This is a genomic window from Hydrogenophaga luteola (assembly GCF_042648585.1).
Taxonomy (GTDB): domain Bacteria; phylum Pseudomonadota; class Gammaproteobacteria; order Burkholderiales; family Burkholderiaceae_C; genus Hydrogenophaga; species Hydrogenophaga luteola.
In genome coordinates, this window is the sequence record NZ_JBHRXX010000002.1 from 817959 (window position 1) to 831738 (window position 13780).

At 67.0% G+C, this 13780-nt stretch carries 12 protein-coding genes; 11 read left to right on the forward strand and 1 reads right to left on the reverse strand.

Features of this window, described 5'->3' with window-relative positions; genetic code table 11:
• Nucleotides 1-63 precede the first annotated feature (63 nt).
• The 3 genes from ACFOPI_RS07695 to ACFOPI_RS07705 are packed head-to-tail and all read left to right on the forward strand — an operon-like array spanning nt 64 to nt 3555.
• Nucleotides 64-1536 carry a UbiA family prenyltransferase gene (locus ACFOPI_RS07695; RefSeq protein WP_382172651.1) on the forward strand — a complete coding sequence of 491 codons (1473 nt, stop codon included), beginning with the start codon at nt 64-66 and terminating at the stop codon, nt 1534-1536.
• A 46-nt stretch (nt 1537-1582) separates the two neighbouring features.
• Nucleotides 1583-2869 carry a glycosyltransferase family 39 protein gene (locus ACFOPI_RS07700; RefSeq protein ID WP_382172653.1) on the forward strand — a complete coding sequence of 429 codons (1287 nt, stop codon included), beginning with the start codon at nt 1583-1585 and terminating at the stop codon, nt 2867-2869.
• A gap of 20 nt (nt 2870-2889) precedes the next feature.
• Complete coding sequence (locus tag ACFOPI_RS07705; RefSeq protein ID WP_382172655.1) at nt 2890-3555, forward strand: class I SAM-dependent methyltransferase; 666 nt, start codon at nt 2890-2892, stop codon at nt 3553-3555.
• A gap of 1 nt (nt 3556) precedes the next feature.
• Here ACFOPI_RS07705 and ACFOPI_RS07710 read toward each other — a convergent pair whose 3' ends face one another.
• A complete protein-coding gene (locus tag ACFOPI_RS07710; RefSeq protein WP_382172657.1) occupies nt 3557-4027 on the reverse strand; it encodes a RidA family protein in 471 nt (156 codons plus the stop codon).
• 110 nt (nt 4028-4137) lie between these two features.
• Here ACFOPI_RS07710 and ACFOPI_RS07715 point away from each other — a divergent pair, with 110 nt between their 5' ends.
• From ACFOPI_RS07715 to ACFOPI_RS07750, 8 genes are all read left to right on the forward strand, one after another.
• The gene (locus tag ACFOPI_RS07715) at nt 4138-5550 is read left to right on the forward strand and encodes a sodium:proton antiporter (protein WP_382172658.1); all 1413 of its coding nucleotides are present in this window, start codon (nt 4138-4140) and stop codon (nt 5548-5550) included.
• A gap of 19 nt (nt 5551-5569) precedes the next feature.
• A complete protein-coding gene (rmuC, locus tag ACFOPI_RS07720; RefSeq protein WP_382172660.1) occupies nt 5570-6958 on the forward strand; it encodes a DNA recombination protein RmuC in 1389 nt (462 codons plus the stop codon).
• Nucleotides 6955-8130 (forward strand): MFS transporter, encoded by a 1176-nt coding sequence (locus ACFOPI_RS07725; protein ID WP_382172662.1) that lies wholly within the window; start codon nt 6955-6957, stop codon nt 8128-8130. Before rmuC ends, ACFOPI_RS07725 begins: the two co-directional genes overlap by 4 nt.
• Before the next feature lie 74 nt (nt 8131-8204).
• A complete protein-coding gene (locus ACFOPI_RS07730; protein WP_382172664.1) occupies nt 8205-11033 on the forward strand; it encodes a monovalent cation/H+ antiporter subunit A in 2829 nt (942 codons plus the stop codon).
• A gap of 2 nt (nt 11034-11035) precedes the next feature.
• The gene (locus ACFOPI_RS07735) at nt 11036-11374 is read left to right on the forward strand and encodes a Na+/H+ antiporter subunit C (protein WP_218008631.1); all 339 of its coding nucleotides are present in this window, start codon (nt 11036-11038) and stop codon (nt 11372-11374) included.
• Nucleotides 11371-12984 (forward strand): monovalent cation/H+ antiporter subunit D, encoded by a 1614-nt coding sequence (locus tag ACFOPI_RS07740; RefSeq protein ID WP_382172666.1) that lies wholly within the window; start codon nt 11371-11373, stop codon nt 12982-12984. The genes ACFOPI_RS07735 and ACFOPI_RS07740 overlap by 4 nt, the downstream gene beginning before the upstream one ends.
• Complete coding sequence (locus ACFOPI_RS07745; RefSeq protein ID WP_382172668.1) at nt 12981-13508, forward strand: Na+/H+ antiporter subunit E; 528 nt, start codon at nt 12981-12983, stop codon at nt 13506-13508. Before ACFOPI_RS07740 ends, ACFOPI_RS07745 begins: the two co-directional genes overlap by 4 nt.
• Nucleotides 13505-13780, forward strand: a complete 276-nt coding sequence (locus ACFOPI_RS07750; protein WP_382172670.1) for a K+/H+ antiporter subunit F — start codon at nt 13505-13507, stop codon at nt 13778-13780. Before ACFOPI_RS07745 ends, ACFOPI_RS07750 begins: the two co-directional genes overlap by 4 nt.

Here is a 13780-nt window from a genome sequence, read left to right on the forward strand (position 1 = left end):
TGAGGAGTCATCCTGCTGTGGAATAACAAAAAAGAATCAAGAATCGCCGAATATACTCCCGCCATGACGCTCAATCCGGCTGGTACGTCGGTCGCTCATCCCCTGTGTGTCGACCTGGATGGAACGCTGATTCGCACGGATCTGACGTTCGAATCGCTGCTGGCTGCGCTGAAGCGGCAGCCCTTGCTGATCTTCTGTCTGCCCCTCTGGTTGCTGCGGGGGCGGAGCTACCTGAAGCACCGCCTCATGCAGGCGGGGCAGCTCGACGTGACGGTGCTGCCCTACCACCCCGACGTGCTCGATCTGATCGACAAGGCCAGACGGCAGGGGCGTCCGGTGATGCTGGTCACGGGCAGCCACGAATCCCTGGCCAGGCAGGTGGCGGAACACCTATCCCTGTTTGATTCGGTGCTGGCGACCTCCGAAACCGTCAATCTGATCGGTGCGAACAAGGCAGCGGAGCTGGAGACTCGGTTTGGTCCAGGCCGTTTCGAGTACGTTGCCAACGGGCGGGTGGATCTGGCTGTGTGGCAAAAATCTGGTGCGGCGGTCACCGTCAATGCGCCTCGTTCGATCGTGCGCCAGGTGGCTGGCATGGGCATCCCGCACCGGGACATTCCGAACACCGCCGGTCGATGGAAGACCTGGCTGAAGGCCATACGCTTGCAGCAATGGCTTAAGAACCTGCTGCTGCTGGTGCCCATCATCACTGCCCATGAGGTTCTGAACATGCAGGCCCTGGGGGCCGTGACGCTCGCGTTCCTCTGCTTCGGTGCCTGTGCGTCGGCGACCTACCTCATCAACGACCTGCTGGACCTAGAGGCCGACCGGCACCACCACAAGAAGAGGAGCCGGCCTTTTGCTGCCGGAACCCTGGATGTCCGTGCTGGTCTGGTCGCCGTTGTTGTCCTGATGGCCTCCGGTCTGGGGCTTGCCTGGCTGCTTCCCGTGGGTTTCCAGCTGGCCCTGGGCACCTACCTGGTGACCACGTTGCTGTATTCCCTGTGGCTCAAGCGGGTGGCCAGCCTGGATGTGATCGTGCTCGCGGGCCTCTATACCCTCCGGATCATCGCGGGGGCCCTGGCGACCGGTATCAGCCTCTCTTTCTGGTTGCTTGCGTTCTCGATGTTCATCTTTCTCTCCCTGGCCCTGGTCAAGCGGGTCGCGGAGCTGGTGGAAGTGCGAAAGAAGGAGATCGCCACTGGCGTGACCCATGGAAAGCTGCGGGGCAGGGAGTACGCGACGGAGGATGTGGTCGTGCTGCAGAGTCTGGGTGCTGCCAGCGGCTACCTGTCGGTTCTGGTGCTGGCCCTGTACATCCACAGCACCGAGGTGTCGCAGCTGTATCGCTCCCCCGAGATCCTGTGGCTGATCGCTCCCCTGATGCTGCTGTGGGTCACCCGCCTGTGGGTGGTCACGGCCCGTGGTTACATGGATGAAGACCCCATCTTCTTTGCCGCTACCGATCCTGAAACCTGGGCCACCGGTGCCGTCGTGGCCTTGATCCTGACAGGCGCCACGCTGCTGCAACTCTGAGTCTGATCCATCTGGTCTGTTGAACCTTTCTTCGCTTTACCTCAGTATGAACAACCGTCCCACCGATGCCGGTCCCGGAGAGCTGCAATGGACAAGGTCCTTGTGGCTGGTGACCTTTCTGGCGTTGTCGCTGCGCCTGATCTGGGCCTGGTGGGTGCCGGTCATTCCCAGCTCGGATGGTGAGGCCTACGACGCGTTTGCCCGCACCCTGGTGCTGCACGGCACGTTCGGCTGGGAGGCGGATCACCCCACATCGTTCTGGCCACCCGGTACCACCTTCCTGCATGCCTCGCTGTTTGCGCTGTTTGGCATCCGTTACGAGCCCATCGTGGCCATGAACATTGCGCTGTCCCTGGGCATCATCTGGGTGACGGCGAGACTGGCCGCCCGTTTCTGGGGGCAGAACGTGGCCGTGCTGAGCGCGCTGGTGCTGGCCGCCTGGCCCACGCTGGTCATGTATCCGACCATTCTCGCGAGCGAGCTGCCCTTCCTGTTCCTGACCTTGCTCGCACTGGATCTGTGGACTGTCCCCGGGCTGGGACGGACCACCAGGGCACTGCTGGCCGGGCTGGTGCTGGGTTTTGCCGCGCTCGTGCGTCCGCAGGCGCTGCTGCTGCCTTTGGTGTATGCCGGCGGACTGGTGCTGACAAGTCGTATGGAGCGAGCCGTGCTGCTCGAGCAGATCCGATGTGTGGTTCTGGCCGGCGTTGCCATGGCCGTGGTGGTCGCGCCCTGGACATGGCGCAACCACCAGCTCTATGGTGAACCGATGCTCATCTCCAGCAACGGCGGTATCACGCTCTGGATGGGCAACACCCCGGGCACTGACGGTCGCTACATGTCAACGCCCAAAAAATACAGCCACCTGCCCGAGAACGAGCGAGCGCGGGTGCTGGGACAGGAGGCCAGGGCCTACATCCTCCAGGACCCTGCGGCCTTTGCGGCGCGAGCGGTCAAGAAGTTGCTGATCCTCTACACCAACGAGTCGGTGGGAGTGGGCTGGAATTCTCCGGGCATTCGCGAGGTGTTCGGTGAGGCATGGGAGTCGCGGCTCAAGCGCCTCACGCAGGCGACTTGGGGGCTGATCTGTCTGCTGGTGGTGGTGGGGGTGTGGTCGTCGCTGCGCAGAACCGGTGCCGTGTCGACCCTGTTCTCACCGATCACGCTGAGCATCCTGTATTTCACCGCCATCCACATGGTCGTGGTCTCCCAAGAGCGGTATCACCTGGCGTTTGCCGGACAGTGGGCCATTCTGGCGGCACTGGGTCTGCTGCAACTGGCGGCCTGGCGACAGGTATGGTCGGCTGCCGCGACCCGCCCGTCTCCTCAGTGAACCGCGCAATCATCCGATCCATGTCCACCCAGAACACCCTGACCCCCACAGCCATCCAGCGGCTGGCTGTTCCCCTGTACGCGGGCGTGCCCAGTGCCAAGGTGCGTTTGATGCAGGAGTACCGCTCGCACATTTGCCCCCTGCATGAGGTGATCCACGAAGTGCCACCCCAGTCCGCGGTGCTGGATGTGGGGTGCGGAAACGGATTGCTGCTGAACCTGCTGGCCAGCCTCGGCCGGATTCGCCGGGGGCACGGATTCGATGTGGCAGGACCGGCCGTGGCCGTGGCCAGCCAGGTGGCCAGCGACCACCGGCTCTCATCGGTGGTCGCGTTCGAACATCGCACCATCGAGCAGGGCATCCCGAACCTGGGGCACGAGGTGGTGACGGTCGTCGACGTGCTTCACCACGTGCCCGACCAGCACAAGGCGGCGTTTGTGGCCTCTCTGTGTGACGTGGTCCCGGCGGGTGGCAGACTGATCGTCAAGGACATGGTGGTGCGGCCGCGCTGGCGCGCTGCCGCCAACCAGATGCACGATCTCGTGATGGCGCGCCAGTGGGTCGAGCATGTCGACTCTGAGCAGGTGGAAGCCTGGGCCGTGCGCAGTAGCATGCGTGTGAGCCGGCGCGACCGCTTCAACACACTCTGGTACGGGCACTGGCTCCTGGTTCTGGAGAAGTCCTGAGTTACGCCAGTTCGGCGATCAGTTCGATCTCGACACAGGCACCCAGCGGGATCTGGGCGACGCCAAAAGCGCTGCGAGCGTGCGCGCCCACCTGGGGCCCGAAGACCTCACCCAGCAGCTCGCTGCAGCCGTTGGTGACCAGGTGCTGTTCGGTGAAGGTACCTGTGCTGTTGACCAGGCTCATGACCTTGACGATGCGCTTGACGTCGTCCAGCGTCTTGCCGGCAGCCAGGCAGGCTGCGGCGAGGGTGCCCATGAGGTCGACGGCGATGGCGCGCGCGGCCGCCTTGCCTTCCTCGGTGGTCATGGTCAGGCCCAGCTGCCCCACCCATGGCTTGCCATCTTTCTTGGCGATGTGGCCGCTCAGGAAGATCAGGTTCCCGGTCTGCACGAACGGCACGTAGGCGGCCGCAGGGATGGCCACGGGAGGCAGGGTGATGGCGAGCTGGTTCAGCTTGTCGTAGACGCTCATGGAAGGCTCCGGAAGGTGTGTTGGGTTGAGCGGGGCATTCTATCGAGGGGGGTGTCAGCCGTTCTTCAGCCGCGCCGGAAATAATCAGGGGCTTCGAGGAGACAAACACCATGAAATTTAGAACTGCGCGTTGGGGCGCTGGTGCCCTGACATTGTTGCCGTCGCTGGCCCTGGCGGCCGACATGGACGGCTCGCAGCTGTCGGTGCTGTGGGGTGTGCCGTTTGCGGGCATCTTGCTCTCGATTGCCGTCATTCCGCTGGTGGCCCCCATTTTCTGGCACCACCATTTCGGCAAGGTGTCGGCGGCCTGGGCGCTGGCGTTTCTCGTGCCGTTCGCCGTGGTGTTCGGTGCCGGCGCGGCGGGCGCCGGGGTAGTGCACGCGTTGCTGGCCGAGTACATCCCTTTCATCATCCTGCTGACGGCGCTGTTCACCGTGGCCGGCGGCATCTACATCAAGGGCAACCTGCACGGCAGCCCTGCGCTGAACACCGGCATCCTCGCCATCGGCGCGGTACTGGCAAGCTTCATGGGCACCACGGGCGCCTCGATGCTGCTGATACGTCCGCTCATCCGCGCCAACGACAACCGCAAGCACGTGGTGCATGTGGTGGTGTTCTTCATCTTCATCGTTTCCAACGCCGGGGGCTCCCTCACGCCGCTGGGCGATCCGCCGCTGTTCCTCGGCTTTCTCAAGGGCGTCGAGTTCAGCTGGACCCTGACCCACATCTTTCCGGAAACGCTGTTCCTGGTCGGTACGCTGCTGGCGCTGTTCTACGCGCTGGACTGGTGGTACTACCACAAGCGGGAAGAGGTCCGTCCTACCGATCCGACCCCGGATGACCGTCGCTTCGGTTTCGATGGTGGCGTCAACTTCCTGCTGCTGGCCGGTGTGGTTGGCCTGGTGCTGATGAGCGGTCTGTGGAAGTCCGATGTGGTGTTCAACATCGCAGGCACCGAGGTCGGTCTGCCTGGCATCGTGCGCGACATCGGGTTGATCGCGATCACCGTGGCCTCGCTGCAGCTCACGCCCGGAAGCGTGCATGCGGACAACCAGTTCAGCTGGGGGCCGATGCAGGAGGTGGCCAAGCTTTTCGCCGGCATCTTCCTGACCATCATTCCCGTGATCGCCATGCTCAAAGCGGGCGTGGATGGCCCGTTCGGCGCCATCGTGCGGGCGGTGACCAACCCCGACGGATCACCCAATCCGGCCATGTACTTCTGGGCCACGGGCATCCTGAGCTCCTTCCTGGACAACGCACCGACCTACCTCGTGTTCTTCAACACCGCCGGGGGCGACGCGCAGGTGCTGATGACCACGCTGGCGCCAACGCTGGTGGCGATTTCCGCAGGCGCGGTCTTCATGGGCGCCAATAGCTACATCGGCAACGCGCCCAACCTGATGGTCAAGGCGATCGCCGAAGACCGTGGCGTGAAGATGCCCAGCTTCTTCGGCTACATGGCCTGGTCGGTCGGGATCCTGGTGCCGCTTTTCGCGCTCATGACCTGGCTGTTCTTCGCCTGAGGAACGGTACGATGCGCGGATGACCGATGGACTGCTGATCTGGATCGTGGTGACCCTGGGCGTGCTCAACGCCCTGTGCCTGTTGTGGCTGCTGCTGCGCCGGCCGCCAGCCAACGCCGAGGAAGCTGCGCAGCGCGCGCAGCTGCTGGCGACGCTTCAGCAGCAGGGCCTGATCACCGAGCAGCGCATCGAGCGGGTGGAGAGCGAGCTGCGCCGGGAGGTCGGGGACAACGCCCGCACCGGCCGGCTGGAGATCCAGCAATCACTGGCCACCTTCCAGGACACCCTGCTGCGCCAGGGCGCCGAAACCACCCGCACACAGAACGCGCAGATCGACGCCTTCGCGCAGCAGCTGGTGCAATTGCGCGGCACGCTGGGCGACACGCTCACGCGCCAGCTGCAGGACCTGAGCGAGGCCAACGCCCGCCGCCTGGCCGAGGTGCGCGCCACGCTGGAGACACAGCTGGCCCAGCTGCAGGCCAGCAACGCCGCCAAGCTCGACGAGATGCGCGCCACGGTGGACGAGAAGCTGCACGCCACGCTGGAGCAGCGCCTGGGCGAGAGCTTCAAGCAGGTGGCCGAGCGGCTGGAGCAGGTGCACAAGGGGCTGGGCGAGATGCAGAACCTGGCCCAGGGCGTGGGCGACCTCAAGCACTTGCTGAGCAATGTGAAGACGCGCGGCATGTTCGGCGAGGCGCAGCTGGGTGCGCTGCTGGAGCAGGTATTTGCACCCGACCAGTACGCGACCCAGGTGGCCACGCGCCCGGGCAGCCGCAACATGGTGGACTTCGCGATCCGCCTGCCGGGGCGGGGCGACGACGGAGCGCCGTGCTGGCTGCCCATCGACGCCAAGTTCCCCAACGAGGACTACGAGCGACTGCTGGATGCGCAGCAGCGCGCCGACGCGGAAGGGGCCGAAGTCGCCGCGCGCGGGCTGGAGCAGCGCATCCGGCTCGAGGCGAAGTCGATGGCGGAGAAGTACCTGGAGCCGCCACACACCACGGATTTCGCCATCCTCTTCCTGCCCACCGAAGGCCTGTACGCGGAGGTGCTGCGCCGGCCGGGCCTGATGGAGGCGCTGCAGCGCGATCACCGCGTCACGCTGGCCGGTCCGACCACGCTAATGGCCATGCTCAATTCGCTGCAAATGGGTTTTCGCACGCTGGCGCTGGAGAAGCGCAGCAGCGAGGTCTGGCAGGTGCTGGGGGCGGTCAAGACCGAGTTTGGCAAGTTCGGTGACGTGCTGGCCAAGGTCAAGAACCAGACCCAGACCGTGCTCAACACGCTGGACGCCGCTGAGGTGCGCAGCCGCGCCATGGGCCGCGCGCTCAAGACCGTTGAGGCCTTGCCGCAGGACCGCGCGCAGTCGCTGCTGCCGCTGGACGCTGCCGACGGCGATCCGGCTTGAGACCCGGCACCCGCACCGCCCTGGTCCGCCTGATCGGCGCGCAGATCTGCGTGCACGCCTGCATGACCGGCTTTCGCATGGCCGCGCCGCTGATGGCGCTGCGCGAAGGCCACAGCGCCGCCGCGGTCGGCGTGCTGCTGGCCCTGTTCGCGCTGGCCCAGGTGGTGCTGGCCCTTCCGGCGGGGCGCTATGCCGAGCGGCACGGTCTGCAGCGCCCGTTTGTGCTGGCCAGCGTGGTGGCGACGGTCGGAGGGTTGTGTTCGGTCGCCTGGCCGCAGTTTGGTGTGCTGTGTCTGACCGCGATCACCAGCGGCGCTGCGGTCTGCCTGGCCATGATCGCGCTCCAGCGCCATGTGGGCCACATGGCGAGCGACGCCACCGAGCTGCGGCAGGTGTTCAGCTGGGTCGCCGTCGGGCCGTCCATCTCGAATTTTCTCGGACCGTTTCTGGCGGGTCTGCTCATCGACGCCAGCGGCTTCAGGGCCGCCTACCTGCTGATGGCTTTGTTGCCCCCGCTGGCCTGGTGGTGGGTGCGGCGCGTGCCCAATCATCCGGCGCCCGTGTCCGACGAAGCGCCGCAGCGCCAATCCTCCTGGGACCTGCTGCGGGACCCGCCGTTTCGCAACCTGATGCTGATGAACTGGCTGCTGGCCTCGTGCTGGGACGTGCACACCTTTCTGGTGCCGGTGCTGGGTCATGAGCGCGGGCTGTCGGCCACGCTGATCGGCACCATCCTCGGCTCCTTCGCGCTGGCGGCCACGGCGATCCGGCTGGTCATGCCCTGGCTGGCCTCGCGCCTGCACGAGGGCACGGTGATCGGTTTCGCGATGGTGAGCACGGCCCTGTTGTTCGCGCTCTACCCGCTGGTGCACACGGCCTGGCTGATGGGCCTGTTGTCGGTGCTGCTGGGACTGGCTCTGGGCTCGGTGCAGCCCATGGTGATGAGCACCCTGCACCAGATCACGCCGAAGCACCGGCACGGCGAGGCGCTGGGGCTGCGCTCCATGGCCATCAACGGCTCCAGCGTGGTGATGCCGCTGCTGTTCGGCTCTGCGGGCGTGCTGGTGGGCGTGAGCGGCGTGTTCTGGACGGTCGGCTTCGCGGTCGGTGCCGGGTCCCGCCTGGCCTGGCGCATGCGCCGACCTGTGCCGCCGCCACAGCGGCTCGATTGAGTGCGTGCAAACCCCGGGGAACTCGCGGGCCGCCTGCGGTTCCCTAGAATGCCCGCTCACCCGAAGGAAGCACCGTGCTCTTGTTGATCGTTCTACTGCCTCTGCTGTTCGGGACCGTGGCCACCGCCTGGCTCGGTTCAAAGTCCCGTCCCCTCACCGCTGTGGCCGCCGGCCTGGTCACTGCGTCGGCGCTCGCGCTGCTGCTGACGCAGGCCCCGTCGGTGTTCGCCGGCCAGACAGTGCTGAACGCCTGGCCATGGGTGCCCGAGATCGGCCTGCAGCTGAGCTTCCGGCTCGACGGTCTCTCGCTGATGTTCGCCGGGCTGATCCTGTTCATCGGCCTGCTGATCGTGCTGTACGCGGCCTACTACCTTGCACCCGAGGACTCGGCCGGCAAGTTCTTCAGTTTCATGATGCTGTTCATGGCGGCCATGCTGGGTGTGGTGCTGTCGGACAACCTGTTGCTGCTGGTGGTGTTCTGGGAGCTGACCAGCATTTCGTCCTTCCTGCTGATCGGCTTCTGGAGCCATCGGGCCGACGCGCGCGCCGGGGCGCGGCAGGCGCTGGCCGTGACTGGTGGCGGGGGGCTGGCCATGCTGGGTGGCTTCGTCTTGCTCGGGCAGATCGCCGGCACCTACGAGATCAGCGCGCTGGCGGCCCAGGTCGCCACCATCCAGGCCGACCCACGCTTCGTGCCCGCGCTGTTGCTGATCCTGCTCGGCGCTTTCACCAAGAGCGCGCAGTTCCCGTTCCATTTCTGGCTGCCCGACGCCATGGCCGCGCCGACGCCGGTCTCGGCCTACCTGCACTCGGCCACCATGGTGAAGGCCGGTGTGTTCCTGCTGATGCGCCTGTACCCGGTGCTGGCTGGCACCGGCCATTTCGAGGCCATCGTGAGTGCGGCCGGCCTGGCCACGGTGCTGTTCGCGGCCTTCATCGCGATCTTCAAGCACGACCTCAAGGGCCTGCTGGCGTACTCCACCGTCAGCCACCTGGGGCTGGTGGTGTTCCTCATCGGCCTTGGCTCGCCGCTGGCCGCCGTCGCGGCGGTGTTCCACGTGCTCAACCACGCGGCGTTCAAGGCCTCGCTGTTCATGATCGCCGGCATCGTCGACCACGAGACCCATTCGCGCGACATGCGCCAGCTCGGCGGCCTGTGGAAGTTCATGCCCTGGACAGCCACGCTGTCCATGGTGGCGGCCGCGTCCATGGCCGGCGTGCCGCTGACCAACGGCTTCCTGTCCAAGGAGATGTTTTTCACCGAAGCCGTCGTCGGCACCAGCGGCATGTACGCCTGGCTGGTGCCCGTGCTGGTGACGCTGGCCGGTGTGTTCAGCGTGGCCTATTCGCTGCGCTTCGTGCACGACACCTACTTCAACGGCGAGCTGGGCGATGTGCCCAACGGTCACCCGCACGAGCCGCCGCTGGGCATGAAGCTGCCCGCCATGCTGCTGGTGACGATGTGCATCGTGGTCGGCCTGATGCCGGCCGTCACCTTCGGACCACTGGTGCATGTGGCCGCCACCGCGCTGGCCGGGCAGCCACTGCCGGAGTACCACCTGGCCATCTGGCACGGCTTCAACCTGCCGCTGCTGATGAGCGCCATCGCGCTGGTGGTTGGCATCGGCCTGTACCTCTTGCTCGCCAAGGGCAAGCGCCTGCACCGCATGGCCTCGGAAGACTGGTTCGGTGCCGCCACCGGCCGCGCCACCTTCGAATGGCTGATTGACCGCCTGTTCGGCTTCTCAGGCCGCATCACCGCGCGGCTGGAGACCGGTTCGCTGCAGCGTTATGTGGGCTGGCTGTTGCTGACGGCGCTGGTGCTGGGCGCCTGGCCCTTGGTCGGCAGTGGCATCGGCACTGGCTCCCGGCCACAGATGCCCGCCACGCCGCTGGCCTGGGCGATGTGGGCCCTGCTGCTGCTCACCTGCGTGGCCATCGTGCGCACGCATCACCAGCGCTTCCAGACCGTGGTGCTGGTGGGGGTGGTCGGCGTGGCGGCCTCGCTGACCTTCCTGGGCTTCTCGGCGCCCGACCTGGCGCTGACCCAGCTCTCGGTGGACATCGTCTCCACCGTGCTGCTGCTCATGGGCCTGGCCCTGTTGCCGCAGACCAGCCCCAAGGAAACGCCTGCGCTGCGCAAGGGCCTGCACGCGCTGCTGGCGCTGGCGGGCGGCGCGGCCATGTCGGTGATCACCTGGCTGGTGCTCACGCGCGACCAGGACTCGATCTCGTGGTACTTCCTGGAGCAGTCGCTGCCCAAGGGCGGCGGTACCAACGTGGTCAACGTGATCCTGGTGGACTTCCGGGGCTACGACACCATGGGCGAGATCACCGTGCTGGGTATCGCAGCCATCGGCGTGCTGGCGCTGATGGACGGTCTGCGCACGCGCCGTCCGGGCCTGGACCCGGAGGGCCGCGCCTGGACCTTTGCGCAACAGCCGCTGCTGCTGCGCGTGGCCGCGTCGGTGGTGCTGCCGCTGGCGCTGGTGTTCAGCGTCTACATCTTCATGCGCGGTCACAACCTGCCGGGCGGCGGTTTCATCGCCGGGCTGATCACCGCGGTGGCGCTGGTGCTGCAGTTCATGTCGCTGGGGCAGGCGCGGGCCGAGCAGTTCCTGCGCGCGGGCGGCGGGCGCCGTTTCGTGCGCTGGATTGGCAGCGGTCTGGGTATCGCGGGCCTCACCGGCGTGGGCGCCTTTGCGCTCAGCCGTCCTTTCCTGACCAGTGCCCATGGCCACCCGCACGTGCCGCTGCTGGGTGAACTGCCGCTGGCCACCGCCGCCATCTTTGACCTGGGCGTCTACCTCACGGTCGTCGGCAGCACGCTGCTGACGCTGTCGGTGCTGGGCCAGGCCTCGCGCGAGGCACCGTCTGCAACCCCAACACGGAGTACTGCATGAGCATGGAATTTCTGCTTGCCACCGGCGTGGGCATGGTCACCGCCACCGGCATCTACCTCATGCTGCGCGGGCGCAGCTTCCCGGTGGTCCTCGGCCTTTCGTTGTTCGGCTACGCGGTCAACGTGTTCATTTTCCTGATGGGCCGGCTGTGGACCAACTCTGCCCCGGTGCTGGTGGGTGAGGGCCCGGTGGCCGATCCTCTGCCGCAGGCGCTGGTGCTCACCGCCATCGTGATCGGTTTTGCCACCACCGGCTTCGTGGTGGAACTGGCGTTGCGCAGCCGCCATGAAAGCGGCAGCGACCACGTGGACGGTCACGAGCCCGGAGGGCCGCGCGCATGATCGGTTCGCTGTTTGACGTCTGGCTGCAGCACGCCCCAGTGCTGTCGGTGGTGCTGCCGATGCTGACGGCGGTGGTGCTGCTGCTGATCGGCGATGCGGGCGGCATGGCCGGGCAGGGCGGGGCGCACGACGACGCGCCGCTGCGCTGGCGCCGCCGCGTTGCGCTGCTGTCCACCGCGCTCGGCCTGCTCATGGCGGTCGGGTTGGTGCGGCATGCTGCGGGCGGCGAGCTTCTGGTCTACCGCCTGGGCGAGTGGCCGGCGCCGTTCGGCATCGTGATGGTGGTGGACCGCCTCTCGGCCCTGATGGTGCTGCTGACCTACCTGGTCGCACTGCCGGTGCTCTGGTACGCCGCGAGTGGCTGGGACTGTCGTGGCCGCTACTTCCACGCCATCTTCCAGTTCCAGTTGATGGGCCTGAGCGGTGCCTTCCTCACGGGCGACCTGTTCAACCTCTTCGTGTTCTTCGAGGTGCTGCTGATCGCGTCGTATGTGCTGCTGGTGCACGGCCAGGGGCGCGAGCGCTTCCGCATGGGGGTGCACTATGTGGTGCTCAACCTGGTGGCCTCGGGCCTGTTCCTGATCGGCCTGTCGCTGGTCTATGCGGCCACCGGCACCCTGAACATGGCCGACGTGGCGCAGCGCGTGGCCCAACTGCAGGGCGACCAGCGGGTGTTCGCGCAGGCCGCGTCACTGGTGCTGCTGGTGGTGTTCGGCCTCAAGGCCGCCATGCTGCCGCTGTATTTCTGGCTGCCCGGCACCTACGCAGCGGCCAGCGCGCCGGTGGCGGCGCTGTTCGCCATCATGACCAAGGTGGGTGTCTACAGCATCGTGCGGGTGCACTGGCAGGTGCTGGGTGGCGAGGCGGTGACCGACTGGCTGCTGCCCCTTGCGCTGGCCACCAGCGCGCTGGGTGTGTTGGGCGCGCTGGCGGCGCACAGCCTGGGCCGGCTGGTGGCCTACCTCACCGTGTCCTCGGTGGGTACCATCCTGGCAGCCGTCGGCCTGTTCACGCCCGAAACGCTCTCGGCCGCGCTGTACTACACGCTGCACAGCACCATCGTCATCGCGGGCCTGTTCCTGCTGGTCGAGCTCATCGCTGCGCAGCGCGGCGAGTGCGTGGACAAGCTGCAGCCGGCGAACGCGGTGCGCGAGCCGGTGCTGCTGGGCGTGATGCTGCTGTTCGGCGCCGCCTCGGCCGCCGGCCTGCCGCCGCTCCCGGGCTTCCTGGGCAAGCTCATGGTGCTGCAGGCCAGCAGCGGCCTGGCGGCGCAGGCCTGGGTCTGGAGCGTGGTGCTTGCGGTGGGGTTCCTCACCATCGTCGGCCTGGCGCGCGCTGGTGTCATCGTGTTCTGGCACGTGCAGCCGGTGGTGGATGAGAACGCGCCAGGCGGCAGTGCCAATCTGCGGGCGCCTGTGTGGGCCTTCATGGCGCTGACGGTGGCGCTGGCGGTGCTGGCCGCACCGGTCAAACGCTATGCCGACGCTGCGGCGTCGCAGCTGTCGGTCAACGCTGACTACGGGCGCGCCGTGCTCGGGGCGGACGCAGCGCCCAGCACGCGCCCCTACGACGGCCAGCGCGCCGCCCCTGTCCAGGAGAAACTGCCATGAAGTCCGACACCCTCGACCGCCGTGGCGGCTGGTTCGACCACCCGGTGCTGTCGCTGCTGCTGGCCGCCAGCTGGCTGGCACTCTCGCGCAGCCTGGAGCCGGTCCACCTGCTCTCGGCCACACTGCTGGGGCTGATCGTTCCGCGGCTGCTGCGCGGCCTGCTGCACGCGGGCAGCCCGATCCGCTGGGGCGCCGCGATCCGCCTGACCTGCGTGGTGCTGTGGGACATCGTGCTGTCCAACATCACCGTGGCCAGACTGGTGCTCGGTCCCATGAGCCGGCCGCAGCCGGCCTGGCTGCGGGTGCCGCTGGCCAGCGAACACCACCGCGTCAATGCGCTGTTCGCCAGCATCATCACCATGACGCCGGGTACGGTCTCGGCCGTGGTGGACGAGGCAGCTCACTGCATCTGGGTGCACGCCCTGAACTGCGACGACGCGCCCGGCATGGTGGCCGACATGAAGGCGCGCTACGAGGCGCCGCTGATGACCATCTTCCGGCTGGACGGGGAGGGCGCCGCATGAACGTGCTGGACCTCGCGCTGACCCTGGGCATCGGCGCCGTGACCCTGACCCTGTTGCTCTGCGGCTGGCGCCTGCTGCGCGGCCCGACCATCGCGGACCGTGTGCTGGCACTGGACACCCTCTACCTGAGTCTGGTGGCACTGGTGGTGCTGCTGGGCCTGCGCTGGCAGACGCCGTTGCTGTTCGAGGCCGCGCTGATCGTGGCGCTGCTGGGTTTTGTCGGCACGGTGGCGCTGGCGCGTTACCTCAGCCGCGGCGATGTGGTGGAGTGA